The organism is Rhodococcus sp. AD45-ID (genome assembly GCF_003023755.1).
GTDB lineage: Bacteria > Actinomycetota > Actinomycetes > Mycobacteriales > Mycobacteriaceae > Rhodococcus_F > Rhodococcus_F globerula.
In genome coordinates, this window is the sequence record NZ_PYHL01000002.1 from 55,783 (window position 1) to 76,380 (window position 20,598).

Annotated in this window: 20 protein-coding genes; 11 read left to right on the forward strand and 9 right to left on the reverse strand. The window is 58.6% G+C overall.

Annotated features, from left to right (window positions below; genetic code table 11):
- Nucleotides 1-15 precede the first annotated feature (15 nt).
- The 3 genes from C7T36_RS16375 to C7T36_RS16385 all read left to right on the forward strand — a co-directional run bounded on the left by C7T36_RS16375 (nt 16) and on the right by C7T36_RS16385 (nt 3,271).
- Nucleotides 16-870, forward strand: a complete 855-nt coding sequence (locus tag C7T36_RS16375; protein ID WP_045071458.1) for a ParA family protein — start codon at nt 16-18, stop codon at nt 868-870.
- Complete coding sequence (locus tag C7T36_RS16380; RefSeq protein ID WP_045071457.1) at nt 867-1,358, forward strand: hypothetical protein; 492 nt, start codon at nt 867-869, stop codon at nt 1,356-1,358. Before C7T36_RS16375 ends, C7T36_RS16380 begins: the two co-directional genes overlap by 4 nt.
- Before the next feature lie 62 nt (nt 1,359-1,420).
- Entirely contained in the window at nt 1,421-3,271 is a 1,851-nt protein-coding gene (locus C7T36_RS16385; protein ID WP_045071456.1) for a TerD family protein, read from the forward strand.
- A 166-nt stretch (nt 3,272-3,437) separates the two neighbouring features.
- Here C7T36_RS16385 and C7T36_RS16390 read toward each other — a convergent pair whose 3' ends face one another.
- Nucleotides 3,438-4,208, reverse strand: coding sequence for a hypothetical protein (locus tag C7T36_RS16390; RefSeq protein WP_045071453.1), 771 nt, complete (start codon nt 4,206-4,208; stop codon nt 3,438-3,440).
- A gap of 132 nt (nt 4,209-4,340) precedes the next feature.
- Here C7T36_RS16390 and C7T36_RS16395 point away from each other — a divergent pair, with 132 nt between their 5' ends.
- Nucleotides 4,341-5,276: an HNH endonuclease gene (locus C7T36_RS16395; protein WP_239654824.1), complete on the forward strand. Its 936-nt coding sequence runs from the start codon at nt 4,341-4,343 to the stop codon at nt 5,274-5,276.
- 139 nt (nt 5,277-5,415) lie between these two features.
- Here C7T36_RS16395 and C7T36_RS16400 read toward each other — a convergent pair whose 3' ends face one another.
- Nucleotides 5,416-6,015 (reverse strand): hypothetical protein, encoded by a 600-nt coding sequence (locus tag C7T36_RS16400; protein WP_045071451.1) that lies wholly within the window; start codon nt 6,013-6,015, stop codon nt 5,416-5,418.
- A gap of 374 nt (nt 6,016-6,389) precedes the next feature.
- Here C7T36_RS16400 and C7T36_RS16405 point away from each other — a divergent pair, with 374 nt between their 5' ends.
- From C7T36_RS16405 to C7T36_RS16420, 5 genes are all read left to right on the forward strand, one after another.
- Complete coding sequence (locus tag C7T36_RS16405) at nt 6,390-7,646, forward strand: plasmid pRiA4b ORF-3 family protein (RefSeq protein WP_052683664.1); 1,257 nt, start codon at nt 6,390-6,392, stop codon at nt 7,644-7,646.
- Nucleotides 7,647-8,035: 389 nt separating this feature from the next.
- Complete coding sequence (locus C7T36_RS16410) at nt 8,036-9,688, forward strand: sodium:solute symporter family protein (RefSeq protein ID WP_045071525.1); 1,653 nt, start codon at nt 8,036-8,038, stop codon at nt 9,686-9,688.
- 27 nt (nt 9,689-9,715) lie between these two features.
- Nucleotides 9,716-9,847, forward strand: coding sequence for a putative transporter small subunit (locus C7T36_RS30380; protein WP_045071446.1), 132 nt, complete (start codon nt 9,716-9,718; stop codon nt 9,845-9,847).
- 85 nt (nt 9,848-9,932) lie between these two features.
- Nucleotides 9,933-10,394, forward strand: a complete 462-nt coding sequence (locus tag C7T36_RS16415; RefSeq protein WP_045071444.1) for a MarR family winged helix-turn-helix transcriptional regulator — start codon at nt 9,933-9,935, stop codon at nt 10,392-10,394.
- Nucleotides 10,391-12,184: a long-chain fatty acid--CoA ligase gene (locus C7T36_RS16420; RefSeq protein ID WP_045071440.1), complete on the forward strand. Its 1,794-nt coding sequence runs from the start codon at nt 10,391-10,393 to the stop codon at nt 12,182-12,184. Before C7T36_RS16415 ends, C7T36_RS16420 begins: the two co-directional genes overlap by 4 nt.
- Here the strand turns inward: C7T36_RS16420 and C7T36_RS16425 are convergent.
- Genes C7T36_RS16425 through C7T36_RS16435 form a run of 3 tightly spaced genes read right to left on the reverse strand, consistent with a single transcriptional unit; the run spans nt 12,181 to nt 14,078 of the window.
- Nucleotides 12,181-12,561 carry a helix-turn-helix domain-containing protein gene (locus tag C7T36_RS16425; RefSeq protein WP_045071438.1) on the reverse strand — a complete coding sequence of 127 codons (381 nt, stop codon included), beginning with the start codon at nt 12,559-12,561 and terminating at the stop codon, nt 12,181-12,183. The two genes, C7T36_RS16420 and C7T36_RS16425, sit on opposite strands and share 4 nt — an antisense overlap.
- A gap of 24 nt (nt 12,562-12,585) precedes the next feature.
- Complete coding sequence (locus C7T36_RS16430) at nt 12,586-13,815, reverse strand: type II toxin-antitoxin system HipA family toxin (protein ID WP_033236026.1); 1,230 nt, start codon at nt 13,813-13,815, stop codon at nt 12,586-12,588.
- Nucleotides 13,812-14,078, reverse strand: coding sequence for a helix-turn-helix domain-containing protein (locus C7T36_RS16435; RefSeq protein ID WP_033236027.1), 267 nt, complete (start codon nt 14,076-14,078; stop codon nt 13,812-13,814). Before C7T36_RS16435 ends, C7T36_RS16430 begins: the two co-directional genes overlap by 4 nt.
- A 296-nt stretch (nt 14,079-14,374) precedes the next feature.
- On the opposite strand from C7T36_RS16435, the gene C7T36_RS16440 reads away from it, so the two are divergent.
- Nucleotides 14,375-14,599 (forward strand): hypothetical protein, encoded by a 225-nt coding sequence (locus C7T36_RS16440; protein ID WP_033236028.1) that lies wholly within the window; start codon nt 14,375-14,377, stop codon nt 14,597-14,599.
- 52 nt (nt 14,600-14,651) lie between these two features.
- Here the strand turns inward: C7T36_RS16440 and C7T36_RS16445 are convergent, their stop codons facing one another.
- A complete protein-coding gene (locus tag C7T36_RS16445) occupies nt 14,652-15,707 on the reverse strand; it encodes a 2,3-butanediol dehydrogenase (RefSeq protein ID WP_045071434.1) in 1,056 nt (351 codons plus the stop codon).
- 409 nt (nt 15,708-16,116) lie between these two features.
- Between C7T36_RS16445 and C7T36_RS16450 the strand changes: the two genes are divergently transcribed.
- Nucleotides 16,117-16,962: an MBL fold metallo-hydrolase gene (locus C7T36_RS16450; RefSeq protein ID WP_146153447.1), complete on the forward strand. Its 846-nt coding sequence runs from the start codon at nt 16,117-16,119 to the stop codon at nt 16,960-16,962.
- 17 nt (nt 16,963-16,979) lie between these two features.
- Here the strand turns inward: C7T36_RS16450 and C7T36_RS16455 are convergent, their stop codons facing one another.
- The 3 genes from C7T36_RS16455 to C7T36_RS16465 all read right to left on the reverse strand — a co-directional run bounded on the left by C7T36_RS16455 (nt 16,980) and on the right by C7T36_RS16465 (nt 20,520).
- Nucleotides 16,980-17,333 (reverse strand): UBP-type zinc finger domain-containing protein, encoded by a 354-nt coding sequence (locus C7T36_RS16455; protein ID WP_084703074.1) that lies wholly within the window; start codon nt 17,331-17,333, stop codon nt 16,980-16,982.
- 61 nt (nt 17,334-17,394) lie between these two features.
- Nucleotides 17,395-18,834 carry an ATP-binding protein gene (locus C7T36_RS16460; protein ID WP_045071430.1) on the reverse strand — a complete coding sequence of 480 codons (1,440 nt, stop codon included), beginning with the start codon at nt 18,832-18,834 and terminating at the stop codon, nt 17,395-17,397.
- Between the two features lie 9 nt (nt 18,835-18,843).
- Nucleotides 18,844-20,520 carry an FAD-dependent oxidoreductase gene (locus C7T36_RS16465; RefSeq protein WP_033236032.1) on the reverse strand — a complete coding sequence of 559 codons (1,677 nt, stop codon included), beginning with the start codon at nt 20,518-20,520 and terminating at the stop codon, nt 18,844-18,846.
- Nucleotides 20,521-20,598: the final 78 nt, after the last annotated feature.

Consider the following 20,598-nt stretch of genomic DNA (forward strand, 5'->3'; position numbering starts at 1 on the left):
CAGGGACGGATTCTGATGGCAAAGACCATTGCGACAATCAATCTCAAGGGTGGCGTCGGTAAGACGACGATCACGGCGGGGTTGGCGGAGTTCATGTCGCTCGAATTCGGCCAGCGTGTGTTGCTGATCGACCTGGATGCCCAGATCAATCTCACCACCATGATGATCAGTGAGGATCACTGGCTCGAGCTGAACAAGAAGGGGCTCACCAGCGCGACCATCTTCCGTGACGCGGTTGAAGGTACGTCGAACTTCGATCTGCAGGGGACAATTCAGAAGTCGGTCTCGCCGGTCAAACACGTGACTGGCGTAGATCTGCTGCCCTCGTCGCTGGACTTGATCGAGCTGCAGGAGGAGATCAGTGCCCTTCGGGTGGCTGACCGCAGTTCCACCAAGCCGGTTGAGTTGTTACGCGATGCCGTGGCTCCCGTGATGGATTACTACGACTACGTCTTGATCGACTGCCCACCCAATCTGGGCCCGATCACGCTCAACGGGTTGGCGATGGCCGACGGCTATGTCATTCCCACGATCCCGGATGTGCTTTCCACTTACGGCATTCCGCAGATCCAGACGCACATCGCCAAGTTCGGCAAGGAGATCGGCCGTGAGCTCTTCGAGTTGGGGTTGGTGATCACCAAGTACAAGTCCAATTCCGCCGTGCACCGGACCACCGTCAGGAATCTCCGACGCGACCCCAACGTCCCACACGTCCTGCCGGAGTATCTCGCGGAGTCGAATCAGATTGCCGCGTCAGCTGAGTTTCACCCGTACGGCACCTTGAAAGTGAAGTACGGCAACGCAGGTCAGTTCGATCAGATGCGTGCAATTACGCAGAACATTCTCACGGAAGCGCAGGCGAAGCTATGAGTGCGGGTATCGATGAAGCGCGTCGTCGGGTGCAGGTGCAGGAAACCGGTGCAGCGCTCCTGAAACTGGGAGCAACCAACGCCTCAGCATCGGTGTTACTGGCCAAGCTCGTTCAGGTCGTGGCGGAGGAAGCCGCCCGCACTCCGCGTTTTGCGAAGGCAATCGAAGAGGCTTTTGCGGTTCCATCGGATGGAGCGACGGTTGCGTTGCCTGCTGCTGCGCCGGCGCCGCGTCGTCGTGCTGCTGCCCCGAAGGTGAAACGGGAGCCGGGGGCTTTCGACCCGTTCGAGGTCTTCAAGCTCGATGGGGAAGAGGCTCTCTTGGAGCGTCTTTCGTCCCTCGATGCCGACGGGATCAAGGACATCATCGCGGAACAGGAAATGGATACCCACAAGGAGACGGGCCGCAAGCGCAAAGTGGATGTGCTTGCAGTCTGGACCGTCGAGCGAGTGAAGGCACTGACCTCGAAGGGCAGTGCGTTCCGGTAGGTCAGGGACCTGATGTGCAACTGGCTCGTCTGTTTTCACTGTTGTCTGATGGAGGTATTTCAATGACCAGCACGCTTCGCCAAGCAGAGAGCTACCGGCTGCCGGGTGATCACCGCTGGGTGGTTGTCGATGTCGAGACGTCAGGCCTGCGGGCAGCGTCGCATCGCGTGCTCAGCATCGCTGCATTGGTTCTTCGAGAAGATGGCACTGTTGAACAGCAGTTCTCGACGCTGCTCAATCCGGGGTGCGATCCGGGACCCGTCCACATCCACAACCTGACGCCTGATCGTTTGGCTGGCGCCCCACGATTTGAGGACATCGCCGACGAGTTCGCTGAGTTGTTGTCCGGTCGAACCATGGTGGCGCACAATGCGTCGTTCGATTATGGCTTCCTCGACGCAGAGTTCCAGCGTGTCGGCTCCGGAGCCCCGGTCGATCAGCGTCTGTGCACGCTTGCTCTGGCGCGTCGATTGGAGCTGGATGTACCGAACCATCGCCTCGAAACCTTGGCAGAGTACTGGAAGATCGAACAGTTCAACGCGCATGATGCGTATGACGACGCACGGGTGCTTGTCGATGTCTTCGGGCGGAGCGCAACACTCGCAGAATCACTTCAGCTTCCGCTGCCTGTGGTCGGTTGCAATGACCGTCGTGTCACTGTCTACCCACAACAGATCAAGCGGATGCCGTCGTCGTTTGCCAATCCTGGGCGCCTGGATCTTGCGCACGGCCTGGTCCAGGGGATGAAAGTTGTTATCAGCGGATCCACACGTACTCCTCGAATTGCGTTGGCAGCCCGCCTCACCGAGGCAGGGTTCGACGTGATGAACGGAGTTAGTCGACAGACGAGTGTTGTGGTGTGTGAGAACCCCGCGTCGCAAAGCGGGAAGGTGCGTAAGGCCGGCGCCAACGGTATCCCCGTCATCTCGGAGCAACAGCTTGACGAACTGTTGGCGCGAGCATTGCCGGGTGTGCTCAAGACAGATAGCGCTCCGATCGTAGTGACACTGGTCCCGGAAATCGTTGTGCCGGTGCAGTCGCTGGATGGGCCAGCCCCTGTTGTCCGGTCGCCAATTGCAGCTGCCTCACCAGATCCGAACCGAAAAGCGAAGGCGTGGAATGGCCGTCGGGTCCTGATTCTTGGTGGCAGTCATCTCGACGGTGTGATTATGCGGTCACGTCTTGTTCAATTAGGTGCCAGGCCATCACTCAATCTGACCACTGCGGTTACTGACGTCTTGATGCTCGACGGAGGCCAGTCTGACAAGCGGATGGCTAGGGTTACCGAACGAGGGCTCCCACAGATAGCCGAGTCCGATGTCAACGAGGCGTTGGTTTCCGGTGTGGTTCCGGAGCACATGAAGCTTGAATCACGTTTGTCTGCACCTATTTTGATTCGTGGCGAGGCTATCGATCTTCCCGCAGCTCGGTCGGCGTGGTCGGTCAATGTTGCGTGGCGGGCGGAGAACGTCGGCGGAGAATTCGATGTAGACGTGGTCGCCTTCCTTCTTGATGACACGGACAAGGTCGACTCCGATCAAGACTTCATTTTCTACAACAACGTCGCGGACGAAGATGGCGCAGTTGAGCTTTCCGTTGACGGGGACAGCGAGCAAAGTATCCGGACAGATCTCGATGCGTTACCTGCCGAATGCCGGCGGGTTGTGATCGCAGCTGCTGTCGACGATGAAAAGACCTTCGGCGACCTGGGAGCAGTCACTGTCAGCATCGACGGCCCCGACGGAACATTTGCGACGTTTGTACTCGATCTCGGGACAGTCGAACGCACCATGGTGCTTACCGAGATCTATCGCCGCGGAGATGTCTGGCGTCTGCGCGCCGTTGGTCAGGGTTACGACCATGATCTTGGTGCAATGGCAGTCGGTTACGGCGTTAAGGTAGACGAGGACTGATCATGTTCGCGGGACGCACTGCCAGGCGCGGTCACTCGCAACCTTGTGGACTTCGATATCGATACCATCTCGAATTCAAAGGCGGCGATACTCCGGAGCTCTTGGAACTAAAATCTTCGACAGCTCGACCATTCGCTGCCATCTCAGGTGTTGCGACTCGCGTACTTCAGAACAAGGTGGGCATTGCACGTTCGCCGTGACGAGCTTCGGCAACGCGAGCAGTCCAGCGCTTGACAAGCCACATCTCAATCAGCTCTGGGTTTGTCCGGGTTTTGGTTGCCCATGAGGTGACCAACTGGTTGTAGCGGTGATAGCGACGCAACGTAAAACTGCTGACGGATGGATCTTCCAGCCAACCTTCGTGTATCAGGGTCGAGACACCGAATTGGTCGATCAATTGTGCGCGGCCGCCCTCCACTGAGACTTCAGCAGCCCACATGAATGCCGACAGGAGAGAGACCCCAACGCCTGGTGTCATTGGCCACCCCGACCACGTGTCACGGTGGATATTCGGCATGGTGCGGGTCTTGATGCAGTAATCGAGGACAGTCTTGATCGTCTTCAAAGGATCGTCACCCTCAGCGACCTGCGTGCTGAATACGTCAGGGAATCTGCGTTTGAATCGGCGACTGCGGTGAGCACTTTGCCAAGCCGCGCACAGAAATAGCAATCCGAGTCCAGCATGGTCCGCGGTAAAGAGCTCACTGCCGGGTCGAAGGTCGTTGCGCTGCACGGTAGCCAGACCAGACGTGACAACCTTGCCGTCGTCGTCTCGGCCGTATAGCTGGATCTCGTGCTTGGCCTCTCTTAGGTGGGCATTCCACCAGTCCAGATCCACTCGGGCTCCATCGTCGAGTACATGCAGATCGTAAGTCCGTGTCTGGCACCATTGAACGCACGCCTCTGGCGTCTCGAATCCGTCGTCCTCGATATGCATGTGGGCGATCCTGGCACGTCTCACCGACATATCGCTCGAGGTGGCCGGCGTGGCGCCGGGATCGAGGTCGTTACCTCCGATAACGTGAACGCCAGTGCGTGTGCATGAACATGTGGGGGATAGGACGCCTGGGTGACTGACATTGTGAGTATCGCGCACGGTGCTGAGGATTTTGATACGCGTCTGCGGCGCGAAGCAATGCAGTTTCTTACAGTGCGAACCAACGACGGTCTCAACTCCATTAGCAAGCAAGAGATGCTCGACTTCACCATCGACGGCGAAATGTTCAGACTGATGGATCCCCAACGAGGTATCCGCAAACCACGTCAGCTCTCGTCGGCTCTTTCGATCAGCACGGTTTATCGTCGTGAAGGCGCTGACCGACCATATGAGGATGCGGTCGGAGCTGACGGATTTCTTCGGTACAAGTGGAGCGGTGTGGACCCGGATCACCAGGACAACCGCGGGCTGCGTGCGGCAATGGAGCAGAAAGTGCCGCTGATCTGGTTCTTCGGTGTGGGACCTGGGCAGTTTCAGCCGGTCTTCCCGGTCTACTTGGTTGACGAAGAGGTGGGTCTCCATCAGTTTGTCGTTGCCACCGAATTTGCTCGTGATCTCCACGTGACGGATTCTCCGATCGAATCTCATCTTCGTCGTTACCTAATCGCAGAAACCAAGCGACGGCTGCACCAGCCGGTATTCCGAGCTACAGTGATGCGGGCCTACGAAACGCGGTGCGCTGTCTGCTCTTTAGGTCACAGCTCATTGCTTGATGCGGCGCATATTGTGCCCGATTCCGATGAAGCTGGAGTAGCTTCGGTGCGAAATGGCTTGGCAATGTGCAAGATCCACCACGCTGCATTCGATGTTCATATTCTGGGGATCAGTCCTGATCTCGTCGTCGAGATCAGGCAGGATCTTCTCGAAGAGATCGATGGTCCGATGTTGGAGCACGGGTTGAAGGAGCGTCACGGTCAGAAGTTGATGGTGATTCCAGCGCTCAGATCTGAACGCCCCGACCCGGAGTTGCTTGCACTGAGCTACAAGAAGTTTCAGTCCGCTGGCTGACGTTGCTCGCGCTGTGCTCGCAGGACCTGTCGCGGATAGGGCGGCCTATGTCGGTTCGGTCCCGGCGCTGGCGAAACCGCCCGCGCGCGTGCATCGCTTAGTTGGAGAGATGCACGCGCGCAATATAAATCGTGGGCCGCTAGCTACTGCCGGGCGTCGAGGCGACTGCCGTGATGCCAGGCTCACCGTCGGCGTCATCGCCGCAATCGCAGTCACAATCGTCGCCGCAGCCACCGGTGTTGCATTCGCCGGCGTAACTGTCGTCATCTTCGTCGCAGTCGAGGGTGCCGCCGAAGGACTCTGCAAAATCGTCGTCGAGCTCGTGAGTGAAGGCGTGAACCTCGTCGACCAGGTTGAGGAGATGCTGCGGGGCGAAGGGGTCCGCATCAAGCATCGTCGAGACCAGCAGGTGGTCGCCACTGAAGGCGAAGCGCAGGCGCGGCCATTCCTGTGCGAGTTCGATCAGCTGGGTTGCAGCATGGGCGGGATTACCGAGACCCGTGAGGACCGAGGACCAGACGTTGATCTGGGGGCCGTCATCCGCGACCGTCACGTAAACGACAAACCCGTGAACCGGCACGACAATGTCGCCGTCGTCGTCGGTGTCGGGCTCGCTGCCCAGCAGTTCGGCGAGAGTCTGAACGCACAGGCGAACCAATTCGTCGCGCTCGTCCGTCACTAGGGCAATGGCGCCGTTGATGTGGAGGGGCTGGTCGGCGGTCGTGTCGTGGTCGCTCATGGATCCTCATGTTCTGTGCCAGTCCGAGCAGGCGCTTGGCACTGTTTTCGTGCGGTGGGTGTCAGGTCTACGGTAGTCGGCGCACACTCTTGTCCGCTTAGTGGATCATCCAATAGTGTCCCTTTCGACGGGCGCTGAGTAGAACTTCGCCGGCGCAGAGCGACGTGACTCGAGTCCCGACAAATCCGGCAGCTTTGTGGCAGTGAGTATCTCGGCTTGTCGGTAGGTAGATCTAGTCTCCACAAATGACGGGTCAGCGAGTTCGACGAGCTTCACATCTGCGTTTGGTGCCTGCATTTCAAGCGGCACAAACCGTCCGTACGCCGAGGCAGATGCGGAATCAGCGTCGACGGCCGGAGGTGGCGAACTTTGTCATGCGGATCGAACTTGATTGCGTCGCGCCACCCATTTGGCGAAGGTTCTCGGTGCCGTCGAATATCGAACTCGACCAATTGCATTCGATCATCCAGGCGGTCATGGGATGGGGTGATCAACACGCACATCAGTGGGTGAGCGTCCATCATTCAACGAGCAATGGCCCAGATCGGTATATCGCGCGAGAGGCGATCGAGCGCGATGGATATCGGGAAGACGAGTTTGGTGAGGACGAAGTCCGGATCGACGAGGCGGTCACCGCGGTAGGGGAGTACGTCCGATACGAGTACAACGTACGTGCCAAGTGGAGTCACACGTTGTTTCTCGAGCAGATTGTCGAAGACCAGCCGATTTCTGCGCCATCCTGTCTTGATGGCGCGAGAGCGTGCCCGCCGGAGGATTCTGGCGGTCCGGTCGTGTATCTCGAGTTCCTGAACGCGCAGGTGCGTACCGGGCTGTTCGATCCCGAACGTTTTGTTCTCACAGTGTCCAATGCGGCAGTCACCACGTCGGTGGCACTGCATAGGTCACCGCCTGTGGGCAGTTCGCTGTTCGAGAAGTTCTTGCGTCGCCTGTCGGTTCATTCCGCGCCGAAACTGTTTGCCGCAGTTGCCAAAGCGGAACTTTGCGGCGGATATGACAACTACTTCGAGACAATGCGTGAGGGAGCAACACGCCAGCTGCTGTGGCTACTGAACTCTGCGCGAGGTGGTGGGATCGTGTTGACGTCGTCCGGGGCACTGCCTCCGGACCTTGGTGCGTCTGCTCGAGACGAACTCGATTGGGACAGTGAGTGGATCGATGCCGCGGTAGGGAGTGACTCGCAATTAGCAGTACTTGTTGAGATCGCCAAGACCCTGAGATTGGTCCGGAAACTCCGAGGCACTTTGATTCTGACTCGACTCGGCGCGTCAGTTCTAGCGTATGAAGGCGAGCTGTGGCGCCACATCGTGATGACCATGCCGTTGGGAAAGGGCGAGCTGGCGCAGGAAGCCGGCCGAATTCTGTTCCTTACGTTGGCTGCCGGCTTGTCGGAGTCCGAACGTAGTGAAGTGATGATCGAAGGACTCACGGCATTGGGTTGGTCGACAACCGACGGAACACTCCTCGGCGACGACGATTGGATGTGGATGGTGAGAGGCACTCTCCTGTACCTGCGAATGATCGGGGCGATTGTCTCCAATCCGTTGGACCAGCATGTTTCCGCCGATCCTGAGTGGGGCCGACGTTTTGCCCGGATGGTTCTGTCTAAATAATTACCCGATCGAATCGACCGTCGATATCAATCGATGCAGAGTTGTTATATGTGCTGGAAGCGCATGATTTTCCGGCGACGGAATCCCGAATATTTTCGGGTGGCAAAATATGCGAGTTTTTGTTCGAAATTGCCATCATGCTAGGGTCGATCCTCAGTTGTTGAATTGCGTGGTCGAGCCAAAAGCTTGCGCAGAAGATTTATTTTGTGGAGGTTGGGTTTCGGAAAAGACGAAGTGCGTGTTGCTAGTCAATTGAATATGTGACCGGTGTTGGTATGACGGTCGCTCCTAGGGCGTGCAGAAGCGAAGCGCAAAGATCCTGAACAGGGGTTTTTGCGCGTTGTTCTGCCGATTATGTGCGAAGGGTGTGGCATGTGACGGGGTCCGACATGGTCCAGTTCAGTACCTTGGTAATTGTTTCACTGCTTGTTGCTTTTTATGGTGGAACATTTCTGATTTCTCTTCGTATCGGTAAGAAGCAGGAAAATGCCGACGGTTTTATGACCGCCGGAAACAAATTAGGATTTGGTGTTTCGGCCGCGAGTATGACGGCCACTTGGATTTGGGCGTCGTCGATGTACGCATCCGCCACTTCTGGCTACACCTACGGAATCTCCGGCCCCATTCACTACGGTTTGTGGGGCGCGTTGATGATTCTCTTCATTTATCCCTTTGGTCAGCGAATTCGTAAAGTGGCACCGAAAGCCCATACTCTGGCTGAGGTCATGTACGCGCGGCACGGACGCTCGAGTCAGCTGATGCTCGCGGGTTCCAATATCGTCGGCAGTCTCATCAGTCTGATGTCGAACTTCCTCGCTGGTGGTCTGCTGATCGCGTTGCTTTCGCCGTTCAACTTCATTCAGGGTGTGTTCATCGTCGCGTTGGGCGTTTTGCTGTACACGTTGTGGTCGGGTTTCCGTGCTTCGGTGCTGACCGACTTCGTTCAGCTGATCGGAATGCTCGGTGCGGTAGCGGTTTTGGTGCCGTTCATCTTCTTCGCAGCTGGGTTCCCGGCGGCCTTCGAATCCGGCGCAGGCAACCTCACTGCTGAGCAGGGCAACTTCTTCTCGAGCGTTGCCTTCTTCGAACAGGGTGCGCCGTACATCGCGGCAGTTCTTGCCTACGCAATTGGCAACCAGACCATCGCCCAACGACTCTTCGCGGTCCGCGAAGACCTGATCAAGCCCACCTTCATCACCGCAACTGTGGGATACGGCGCAACGGTCATCGGTGTCGGAATGCTGGGTGTTCTCGCGCTGTACCTCGGAATCGAGCCAACTGATGGTGACGTCAACAACCTGATTCCGCAGATGGCCGCGTCGTACCTGCCCGGAATTTTGCTTGCTGTCTTCTTTGTCATGATCATCGGCGCGCTGTCATCGACGGCGGACTCGGACCTTGCTGCACTATCGTCCATCGTGATGACCGACGTTTACGGCCAGGCTGTCGCCGGCAAGGCTAATGCGAACCCTCGACGGATGCTGCTTATCGGCCGAGTAACGATGATTGTTGCCACGGCGGCGGCTATCTCCTTGGCAAGTCTGCAATTGAGCATTCTGGATCTGTTGGTGTTCGTCGGCGCGCTGTGGGGCGCTTTGGTGTTCCCGGTTATCGCGAGCTTCTACTGGGGCAAGGTCACCAACAAAGCCTTCACTGTGTCGGTGCTGGTGGCTCTTGCTGCCTTCTTGCCCGTCCGATTCAGTTGGGTGCCGATGGATGGGATGTTCGGGATACTCTCCGACATCGTTGCCGTTGTCGGTATCGGAGTGGTGCTGGGGCTCATGGCATTTGGATTCTTCGGTCTGAAGGTTGCGCAGATCGTCGGTGGCCTGGCGATCGTGCTGTCCGCGCCGTTCGCGATCGGCTTCCTGCACGACTACCCAACGCTCAGCGGATCTTTGGTGGCCTATGCCGTCAGTACCGTCGTGTGTTTTGCGATGTCCGTCAATCAGCGTGAGACGTTCGATTTCGAACTGATCAAGCAGCGGACGGGAGACTTCGACGAGGAAGAGTTTCCTGCTGTGGGAGCGTCCGGAAAGTAACCGTCGAGTCACCTGGAAGGAATTCGAATGAGCACAGCTCTACTGACCGTTTATGTTCTGATCTGGCCGGCGTTGGTGCTGGTTGTCTTGGGAGTCATCAGCAAGGGATTCTTCAAGGATTGGGCAACTGCTCGCCGCAACGGTGAGGATCTGGTGTAACTGTTCACGCCGCCACCGACACACTTGCTGTCGGTGGCGGCGGTCATATTGCGTCGGACACAGGGGTCGGCGTTATAGTTGCTCAGTGCAACACAACGGAGCAAAGTCGCTCACCGGGCCGCCGGCCGTCCATGACGAGCTGGTGCATCTGACGCGACAGCTGATGACGGGGGATCGGCATTCCGACGATCAGCCGTCCATCGCGCAGCACTCGTTCCTCTCGTTCATCGGCCGCAATGACGGCTGCCGGGCAACAGAGATCTCCGACGTTTTCGGCGTCAACCGCTCGACCATCTCGCGCCAAGTGCGTGGATGCATCGACGCAGGCTGGGTGTATGCCGATCCGGGACCCGTTCGCTTGGGCAATCCGCTCCACCTCACTGACGAGGGTCGCAAATATCTCGACGCCGCCGACGCGCGTCGACTCGACCAAGTCGTCAGCAGGCTGCACGATTGGACTGAGTCCGAGATCGAGGAATTCGCCCGTGCACTTCACCGCTTCAGAATCAGCACAGAATCGCAGACCGACGGAGATGACACCCTGTGAGTGAGTACAGCGCCAAAGCCCAGTTCACTATCTCCGACAACGAGTCGGTGGTGCACACAGTCTTCACTCACGCCGAGCGCACCCCGAACCTCACGGTGTTCTCGCGGCCGATGGGCAACGGGTGGGTCGACGTCTCGGCGAAGGAATTTGCCGAGCAGGTCATGGGCGTGGCAAACGGGTTGATTGCCGCCGGAGTTCAGCCAGGGGACCGCGTCGCGCTTCTGTCGGCCACTCGCTACGAGTGGACGCTTTTCGACTTCGCCATCTGGGCGGCCGGCGCTGCGACGGTTCCGATCTACGACTCGTCATCGAAGGGCCAGGTTGCTTGGATCCTCGAGGATTCCGAGTCCGTCATGGCCATCGTGGAGACGGGGACGCACGAGCAGTTGTTCCAGGATGCGCCGCCTAGCCTGCGCGCTGTCATGCAGATCGACGCCGGCGCTGTGGCAGAGCTGACCAAGCAGGGCATCGACGTCGACGAAACCGAACTGAAGAAGCGCCTCGACGGTATCCGCGCTGACGACCTTGCATCGCTCGTCTACACGTCCGGAACGACGGGCCGGCCGAAGGGCTGCATCCTCACTCATCGGAATTTCTTGTCCGAGGTGCGCGGCATTCTGACTGCGTCGATCGGTAAGGTCGCGGTTCCGGGGAACCGAGTTCTGACCTTCCTTCCCCTGGCACATGTACTTGCTCGCGCAGTGTCCTTGGCGACGTTCGAAGCTGGTGCTGCGCAGGCGCATTGGTCTGATTTCTCGAACATTACAACGCAATTCGAGCGGTACAAGCCCAATACGATCCTCGGCGTCCCGCGGGTCTTCGAGAAGGTTCGCGACGGTGCGGCGCGGAAGGCGGAATCCGGCGGCAAGGTTCCCGGTGCAATCTTTGCTTTTGCAGAAGCAACGGCCAAGGAGTACAGCCAGTCTCTCGACGCCGGTGGCCCGTCCCTGGTGCTCAAGGCGAAGCATGCCGTCGCAGACAAGCTTGTGTACTCGAAGCTGCGCGCAGCACTCGGCGGCGAGTGCTGGTTCGCCATTTCCGGCGGCGGTGCACTGACCCCGGAACTCGGTCACTTCTTCCGTGGGCTCGGCGTTCCGATCTACGAAGGTTACGGACTCACCGAAACCACGGCAGCGCACTGCGTCAACATTCCCGGGGCTCAGAAGATCGGCACGGTCGGGCAGCCTATGGGTGGCAACGGAGTTCGCATTGCCGAAGACGGCGAGATCGAGCTCAACGGTGGAGTGGTCTTCAAGGGTTACTGGAAGAACGAAAAAGCCACCGAAGAGTCCTTCGACAACGGTTGGCTCCGCACCGGTGATCTCGGTGAGCTCGACAGTGACGGTTACCTTTCCATCACCGGCCGCAAGAAAGACCTCCTGGTGACGGCAGGTGGCAAAAACGTTTCACCCGGCCCGATGGAAGACCGTATTCGGTCGCATTCCATCATCTCGCAGGCAGTGGTCGTCGGCGATGGAAAGTCTTACGTCACGGCACTTCTGACGGTTGATCCCGAGGTGTTCGAGAAGTGGAAGGCCGATAACGGCAAGCCCGCCGAAGCAACCGTCGCCGAACTGCGTGACGACAATGATCTTCGGGCAGAAATGCAGAAGGCGATCGATGACGCCAATTCGGCTGTCTCGCATGCCGAGTCGATCAAGAAGTTCGTGATTCTCGATCGGGATCTCACTGAGGAAGACGGTGAAATGACGGCAACCCTCAAGATCAAGCGAAACGTAGTCGTCGACCGGTTCTCCAAGGAAATCGAAGGCATGTACACCAAGAGCTAGGAGCGCTTGGGGAACTGCTCGCGGTAGGCTATGACGTCGTCGAGTCGGAATCGGCGGTGCGTTCCGCGTAGCTCGATCGGGAGCTTGCCGGCATCGGCAAGCTTGCGGACATACGTGTCCGAGACGCCGAGAATTTCCGCGGTTTGAGACGTTGTGAGTAGTTCGGCAACGGCACCGAGCGCAACACTGTCACCGTTGGCTAGGTATTTCAGCAGCGCTACGACGGCATCGCCCACTGAGGCCGGGACGTCGATTGTCACGCCGTCGATCACGAGCGTCGTCGTGGCAGTTGAGGTTTGAGCGAGCGCTGACAGCGCGGTCTTGATCTTTTCTGCGTCGGCGCTACCGACTGCTGAAATTACGTGGTCAATGCTCACGTCGAGCTCCGATCGAAGTAGTTGTCACATGAGTGTTGTCAGGCGATGGCGAAGAAGGCCGGCGAGAAGTTCTGTTGTCCTTGCATCGAATCCGATCTCGGTGCATCGCTCGGCCCAGCCGTGTGCAGCTTTGACCAGCGCGTCGATCATTCGGGTGACCGCGCGTTCGCGAAGTCCGAGCCGTAGTCCGGCGTCGATGAAGTTGGCGCGGGTCAGGCGATTGGCGCGCCCGTACAGGTTCATCGCCATCGGATCATTCCAGCCGGTGTACGGCTGAGTGCTGAGTAGATCGTAAGCCGGACTCGGTTGCCACAATGCGTTGGGCGCGTAGATCGACAGGTTCTTTCCGTGTAAGTCTCCATTGCCGATGAGCCATGAAAAGGTCACTGTGCGAAGCAATTCCAGTGTGGATGCAGATTTGGAGCCGCCGCCCGCTTCGCAGGCATCGGTAAGCGCCGTGATGGCAGTCTCGGTTTTCATCCGGTACTTGGACGCCGGATAGATGCCGGCAACTTGGCATGCATCCTCTTGAGCGATGCGGTGGCCATCGCGACGGTCGAAACGCTCGACAAGTAACGCACTCCTGCCGTCGGCGTCGTGGAGAAGTTGAGTGGTCGGCACGCGTAGCCCACATGCTGCCGCCATTCTCATGAAAAAGTGTTCGTTCTCCGACAACAGTGGGAATCCAACGGGCGGAGTGAGTTTGAGGATCGCGGGCCCGGCGGGAGTGTTTGTCGGTACCGACCACATATTGGCACTGACCTTGGGCTGGACTCCGGAAAGTGCAAGCGGATCTGCGTCGACCGAACCGGCGAGGCGATTGAATAGGCTGTGGAAGTTGGCGTCTCGTTCCGGCGCAAACATCGGTTGCGGTTCCGGTGGGACACTACCTGCGGGCGCGATCCGCACATTTCCGATGGTGTCGGCGCCGACGGCCAATAGCAGAGTCAGATGGTCGTCGATCGAGGTTTTGGTCGAGGAAACTACCGCGCCGAGGCGAACACCCTCCGGGAGAAGGCCTGCGAAGAAGGGGGGAACCGCACCGCCGGTGGTGACCACGGGGTAGTGCCCATTCGCGAGCAACGACCATGACACTGAGTGAGATCGGATCGATGCCCCGGTCGATGACAGCGTGCTGTAGTCGAATTCGATCGTGTCGTTTGTTTGGCGTGTGAGGGTGGCAACCTGCACGTCGTCGATGTAGACGTCTGCATTGTCGATGTCCGTCAGCGTCGTGCTGAGAGGGCTGCTCATTGAGGCGCCTCGAGTTCGGCGATCGTGATTGGCTGCAGGCGCAGTCCGAGGGCGTCGGCAATTTCGACGATTGATGCCAGCTTCACGGATCCGGTGCCGTATTCGAGCGCTTGAACGCTGGATCGGGACACCCCGGCTAGGTCGGCGAGTGTTTGCTGGGTGAGTCGGAGTTGGACCCTGCGTTCGGCAAACAGCTCGCCTATGCGTGCAATTTCAGGCATAGGACTGCTGCGCGTCGGTGAACTTCTACGTGGCTGACTCATTGCCGCTCCTATGCCTTATTTTGCAAGCATAAGTCAGGGTGGGGTTGCAGGGCAATCTCAAATGCTCGTTGTGCTTGCATTTTCGTGCATTAGCTTCCCCGTAGCAGGGTAGTCGAGGAGATCGCCCATCGGAGCGTCAACCTACCGACAGAGTTGGTGTTCCCCAGCTTTCAGACCAGCCTGATCGGAATTCAAGTCGTTTGGCGAGAAGAGTTTTCGGGTGTCGCTCGAACCTAGCTCCCAATATTGCTGTGACTCGACGTAGCATCCTGAATGTGGCTAGACGATCGGTAACAGTGAGATTTGATTCAGAGGAACTCGAGGCTCTCGAGGCGCTCCGGGAGCTTACGGGCGCGGACATATCCAGCGTCGTGCGCGAAGCAGTCATCGAGCACGCGAAGCGATGTGCCAGGCAGGCGCCGCCGCGCGATATCGGCGACAAGCGTAAGTCCCTGACCTTGAACGATGCCTTCGCGCGATACTCGGCGATGTGTGTTGAGCAGGAGCGGGAAGCCTCCTAAACCAAGGAGCGGTGGAGACATGACGTCCCCACCGCATTTCCCGGTTGTTGAATTATGAACGAACTAGAATCTTGACTGCTGTGTCGTTGTGTTCGATCAAGGTTGTGAAGCCTTCTGAAATCAACTCTTCGAGGTGAATGCGTCCGGTGATGAACGGGGCGAGGTCGACAACTCCGTCCTGAACCATTTTGATGACAGCTTCATGATCGCGGACGTACGCGATTGTTCCTCGCAGATCGATCTCTTTGAGGACGAGCTTCTGCATGTCGATGGTCGCGGGCTTGCCCCAAATTGACACGTTGACAACCACTCCCGCGGGTCGAACGGTGTCGAGCATGGTGTCGAGCACTGCGTTGACACCGGCACATTCGAATCCGATATCCGCGCCGATGCCATCGCTGATCTCGAGAACGCGGGCCTTCACGTCCTCGCTGCTCGGATCGATGACATAGTCAGCGACACCGCTGGACAGTGCCTTTTCTTTACGCGCACCGCTGAGTTCCGTGACGATCGTTGTTGCGCCAAGACCTTTGAGTACTGCGGCGACCAGCAGCCCGATAGGTCCGGCGCCTCCGACTATCGCGATGTCGCCACTTTGGGCGCCGCTACGAACGACGGCATGGTGTGCAACGCTCAACGGCTCGATCAGCGCAGCTTCGTCCAATGGGATGTTGCCGATCTTGTGAACCCAACGTCGGTCAACCACAACCTTTTCGCTGAGTCCGCCACCGCCGCCGGCCAATCCGATGAATCCCATCTGAGTGCACAGGTGATAGTTGCCGGCTTTACACGGAGCACATTCGTTGCAGACGAAATACGGTTCAACGACGACGTTTTCGCCCACTTCGACGTCGGTCACGCCTTCGCCGACTTCTTCGACAGTGCCCGAGAATTCGTGCCCCATAGTGACCGGCGCGTTCTCATGAGAGAGGGGGTGGGGGTGGCCGGGCGCCGAGATGAAGATTGGACCCTCGAGGTACTCATGGAGATCGGTGCCACAAATCCCGCACCAGGCGACCTTCAATTTGACGGTACCTGGCCGCACTTCGGGCTCGGGAATGTCTTCGATTCGGATGTCTTTCTGACCGTGGAACCGTGCTGCCTTCATAGATCCGCACCTCACTTCGTTGTGAATCCGCTGGTAGATCAACGCTAGGACTCCGATGGTGGGGTGTGAAGGGTTGCAATGGATTGCAATGTGGTGGAACGGGGAGCGTGTCCAATGGTGTCGTCGATGATCTGACAGTGGGGAATGAAGTTTGATGTGCGCACTCGCCACCTAGACTGCAGTCATGTTTTCGAACGAAGTTAGCCGTCGGACCTTTGTCGTGGGAGCTGCAGCCGCGGCTGCCTCAACGCTTGGAATGACGAACGCGTCGGCTTCCGTTCCAGCTTCAGTGAATCCGACTATCACTGCGCGCCAAAGGTTCTTCGGACCCGAGAATGTTGATCCAGCGACCGGCGACGTTGACTCGTCAAAGACGATTCTTTCGTGGTTCGGTGTCACGAATTTTGCGATGGCCATCGCGGGCAACGTCGTTCTACTGGACGCATGGGTTCCTCGAGGCGAGTTCTCGAACTATGTGCCGACCAGCCCTGAAGAACTGGCCGCGCTAGCTCCGAGCCACATCCTGATTGGGCATGGGCATTTCGATCACGCCGCTGACGCTGCCGAAATTGCCTCGAGGTGTGGAGCAACCATCGTTGGAACCGACGAGCATTGCAGTCAGATCGCAGAGCAAGCGAGAACTGAGCTCCGAACGTTGCCGCTGGATTCTGACCGAACTGACTTCTCGCTATCCAACGGTGTTGCCGTGCACTCTGTTCGGCACTTGCACTCCGCGCTGCGGGCCCCGCGAGGCGAGCAGCCGCCACTCGTTCTTGTGCCCGATTTCAGTCCGGCCATCGAACATCCGCCGACACCTCACGACACTGCACACCTGGCGTCGCATTTCAACGACGCCGAGGGTGGATCGTTGCTCTACCAGTTCGTGGTCGGTGACTTCGTACTGACCTGGCACGACAGCACAGGGCCGCTCTTCACCGACGCTCCGGAGATCCTGGACGCCCTGCGAGCGCTGCCGGCGTCCACAGTTCAGATCGGGTCTATTCAGGGTTACAACCAATACTCGAACGGGCTCAGCGACCCGCTCGACTACATCCGAGCACTACGGCCTTCGCTCTTCGTTCCGGCGCACCATGACAATTGGCTCGCGCCGCTCTCCGCACCGGCCGTCGCGTACGAAGAGAGACTGCGTCAAGCGCTCGCAGGCTTGCCGACATCACCCGAACTACGACTGCTCACCGATCCGGCAGACTATGTCCAGCCTTCACGGCTCACGTTCGACATACCGGTGAAGTGACAGACGTAGATTCAGATTCAGTGGATGTGCTCCTGCCAATCAGCTGGTACTCGGCCGGCCGGACCAGGAACCGGCTGGTTGGCGGGATGCGAAGTGGGCGGGGCCAATTCAGGACCGTCATAGGCTTCCTGAGTTTCGAAGCTCCAGAACCAATCCTCGCCAGGCTCGAAACTCTGCATGAAGGGGTGCTTGGTAGCCGCGGCGTGAGCGCTGGCATGTTGTGACGGGGATGAGTCACAGCATCCGATGTGACCGCACTGAGTACATCGACGCAGATGCACCCACCAACCGCCAGCAGCGTCGCATTCGACGCACCCGGCACCGCTCGGCGGCACACTCGGATCAATTCCAGCTGGAAGTCCGTCGGTCATGGTCAGTCCCTTCGTTGAAGTGGCTCTGCTTATTCATCGTGCGCGCCGAGTCGGGCGTGCGCTACTCGGCATCGTCGTCATGGTTGCGCTCTGGTCCGGAGATCGGCAGGAGAACACGGAAGCGGGTGTCCCCGGGTTCGGATGTGACCCGAAGTTCACCGTGATGTTTGCCGACAACGATTCTCCACGAAATGTCCAGGCCCAAGCCCGTTCCCTCACCGACAGGTTTTGTGGTGAAGAAGGGCTGGAAGATTCTGTCGATGACGTCGTCGGGGATTCCTGATCCTGTATCGCAGATTTCGATGCAGACTCGATCGCCGTCGCGGCTGGTGCGAACAGTCAAGGTCCCAGTGCCATCCATAGCAGCGACAGCGTTGTCGATCAGATTGGTCCACACTTGATTGAGTTCGCCTGCATACGCATCGATGGGTGGGAGTGCCCGGTCGTATTCCTTGACGACGGTGATGTCACCGATTTTCTGTCCCAACATAATCAGCGTGCTGTCAAGCAATTCGTGAACGTCGATGGTCTGGAAGGGCGCGCGGTCCATTTGCGAATACTGTTTGGCCGCACCGACAAGCGTGGAGATTCGGGTGGTGGAATCGGCGATCTCGTTCATCAGTAGCTCAGACTCGATGGTGTAGTTCAACCAACGGATTGCCCCCTCGAGCACGGACTCGTCCACTGCTGCGGCAACAGTCTCCAGCCAGTTGGTGTCGAGGCCAGCTTGGACGAAGGTTGGTGCTAGGTCCCAACCTTCGCGGATTGAATGGTCCTCGAACCATTCACCCAGGGAGTCTTCTCGATCGGATGCTTCAAGGGGCGTGAGCGTCGGAGCCTTGGCAACAACTTCGGCGACTTCCTCTTGCATATGCATGAGGGTGACAAGTGAGTCGCGATCGTAGAAGCCTGAGGCGATCATCCCCAGTTTGCGCCGCATGCCGGCGACGCGTTCGCGCAACGACGCGGTCGCCCGCACTGCGGCGGCTGCGGGATTGTTCAGTTCGTGGGTCAATCCGGCGGAGAGGGAGCCGAGGGCGAGAAGACGCTCACGTTGATCCATGATCTGGCGGGTGTTCTGGTTCCCGAAGAACACTCCTTCGAGAAGGTGCACAGCCATCGGAAACCATTCGCGCACTACAGCGCCGAACTTGTCGGCGTCGAGAACGAAGAAGGTCGACGGCTTCGTTACGCGCAGCGACGCCGAATAGATTTGCGGGACACGATCACCCAAGTACGACGTCCAACCGCCGGAGTAGACGCCTCTCTGGGAGGTGCGCACCATCTCGATGTCTTCGCCGCCGGAGAGTTTCGACATGATCAGCTCGCCCTCGATCAGGACGTAGAAGCACGATGCCGGGTCGCCTTCGAGGTAGACCTGGCCGCGGTCGATTTCAGTGATGTGGCCACTCTGGCAGAGTGTTTCGAGTTGATCGTCGGTGAGCTCCTCGAACAGGAACAGCGTGCGAAGAAGTTCTGGACTGCATTCTGGGACAGACATCAAATCTCCCTATTGTTGAGCGAGATAGCGGTGGACGAACATCACGGCCATCGCTCCTTCACCGACAGCCGATGCGACCCGCTTGGCTGATTCGGCATGCACGTCACCGGCGACAAAGACTCCGGGAACACTGGTTTCGAGGTGGTGGGGTGCTCGGTCGAGGGGCCACCCTTGCGGTGTGATGCCGTCGGCGGCGAGGTCGGGGCCGGCGACGATAAATCCATGTCGATCGCGAACAACAACGTCGCCGAGCCAATCCGTCAGCGGAGCGGCGCCGATGAAGATGAACAGCCAATGTGCGTCGACGATCTCTTCTTCACCAGTTGCTCTGTTCAGCAGCGTGATTCGCTCGAGGTGATCGTCACCGTCAGCGGCGATTACTTCGGTGCAGGCGCGAACCGATATCTTCGGATTTTTCTCGATCTGCTGAATCAGGTAGTAGGACATGGATGCTTCGAGTGAAGCGCCCCGGATGAGGATCGTGACGGATCGTGCACCGCGTGAAAGATAAACAGCTGCTTGGCCGGCGGAGTTTGCCCCACCCACGATGTAGACATCCTGCTCACTACATCGCGCGGCTTCGGTGACAGAAGACCCGTAGTACACGCCTCGGCCGGTGAACGTGTCGAGACCGGGAGCCGAAAGTTGACGGTACGAAACACCCGTGGCCAAGATGACAGAATGCGCATCAACGGATGTGCCGTCGTCGAAACGAACTGTGCGGGCAGAGCCGTTGATTTCGAGACCCGTCACATCGCGGGCTGTGATGACCTCAGCGCCGAACTTTGTTGCCTGCCTCCGCGCGCGATCGGCCAACTGTGATCCGGAAACACCGTCCGGGAAGCCGAGATAGTTCTCGATACGCGAGCTTTGACCGGCCTGTCCACCTGTGGCGCGTCGTTCGATGAGGACAGTTCGCAAACCTTCCGAGGCTCCATAGAGAGCAGCACCCAACCCCGCCGGTCCACCGCCGATCACGACCAAATCGTAGAAGTCCTCGGACAGGGTGGTGCTCAGGCCGAGTTTGTCCGCGAGTTCGGTATCCGTCGGCTCGACCAGTACGTCACCATTGGGAGCAATGACGACGGGAAGGTTTAACTCGTCGACCCCTGCGGCGGTGAGGAGTCGTTGTCCTTCAGGCTCGTCCGACATGTACCAACGGTATGCAAGTTGATTGCGTGCCAGGAACTCTCGAACATCAGAGGATCGTCCCGACCAACGATGGCCGACGACTTTGGTCTCCTCGGCAGGATGGTGACTGGAGCCGGCCCACGCGTCGAGGAGAGCGTCGATGACCGGGTAGAGCTTTTCTTCCGGTGGGTCCCAGGGTTTGAGCAGGTAGTGATCGAGGTCGACGACGTTGATGGCGTCGATCGCGGCCTCGGTATCTGCATACGCGGTGAGCAGAACGCGTCGAGCTATGGGGTAGAGATCCATTGCCTGCTCGAGGAATTCGATTCCGCTCAAACCGGGCATGCGGTAGTCGGCGACGATAACGGCGACAGCATCTCCGCGAAGCTTCATTTCGCGCAGAGTTTCGAGCGCCTGATCGCCCGATTCGGCGCGGATGATCCGATATTTCTCGCCGTAGCGTTTACGAAGGTCGCGGACGACGGCGCGGGAAACCCCGGGGTCGTCGTCGACGCTGAGGATAGCTGGTTTGGCAGGTGCTTTCGGCGTGTTCACTCGGTGCCCTCCCCGACGTTGTAGTCAACCCCTCCAGTATGCGACTGTCACGAGCAGCGTCAATCGCTACAGATGCGC

What these genes read in the sequence shown, in the direction of transcription:
- C7T36_RS16455 (WP_084703074.1), bottom strand. Translation starts at nt 17,333, where the DNA reads ATGACCGACGGACTTCCAGCTGGAATTGATCCGAGTGTGCCGCCGAGC.
- C7T36_RS16390 (WP_045071453.1), bottom strand. Translation starts at nt 4,208, where the DNA reads ATGCATATCGAGGACGACGGATTCGAGACGCCAGAGGCGTGCGTTCAA.
- C7T36_RS30380 (WP_045071446.1), top strand. Translation starts at nt 9,716, where the DNA reads ATGAGCACAGCTCTACTGACCGTTTATGTTCTGATCTGGCCGGCGTTG.
- C7T36_RS16445 (WP_045071434.1), bottom strand. Translation starts at nt 15,707, where the DNA reads ATGAAGGCAGCACGGTTCCACGGTCAGAAAGACATCCGAATCGAAGAC.
- C7T36_RS16375 (WP_045071458.1), top strand. Translation starts at nt 16, where the DNA reads ATGGCAAAGACCATTGCGACAATCAATCTCAAGGGTGGCGTCGGTAAG.
- C7T36_RS16460 (WP_045071430.1), bottom strand. Translation starts at nt 18,834, where the DNA reads ATGTCTGTCCCAGAATGCAGTCCAGAACTTCTTCGCACGCTGTTCCTG.
- C7T36_RS16380 (WP_045071457.1), top strand. Translation starts at nt 867, where the DNA reads ATGAGTGCGGGTATCGATGAAGCGCGTCGTCGGGTGCAGGTGCAGGAA.
- C7T36_RS16435 (WP_033236027.1), bottom strand. Translation starts at nt 14,078, where the DNA reads ATGAGTCAGCCACGTAGAAGTTCACCGACGCGCAGCAGTCCTATGCCT.
- C7T36_RS16405 (WP_052683664.1), top strand. Translation starts at nt 6,390, where the DNA reads ATGCGGATCGAACTTGATTGCGTCGCGCCACCCATTTGGCGAAGGTTC.
- C7T36_RS16450 (WP_146153447.1), top strand. Translation starts at nt 16,117, where the DNA reads ATGGCCATCGCGGGCAACGTCGTTCTACTGGACGCATGGGTTCCTCGA.
- C7T36_RS16385 (WP_045071456.1), top strand. Translation starts at nt 1,421, where the DNA reads ATGACCAGCACGCTTCGCCAAGCAGAGAGCTACCGGCTGCCGGGTGAT.
- C7T36_RS16410 (WP_045071525.1), top strand. Translation starts at nt 8,036, where the DNA reads ATGGTCCAGTTCAGTACCTTGGTAATTGTTTCACTGCTTGTTGCTTTT.
- C7T36_RS16400 (WP_045071451.1), bottom strand. Translation starts at nt 6,015, where the DNA reads ATGAGCGACCACGACACGACCGCCGACCAGCCCCTCCACATCAACGGC.
- C7T36_RS16430 (WP_033236026.1), bottom strand. Translation starts at nt 13,815, where the DNA reads ATGAGCAGCCCTCTCAGCACGACGCTGACGGACATCGACAATGCAGAC.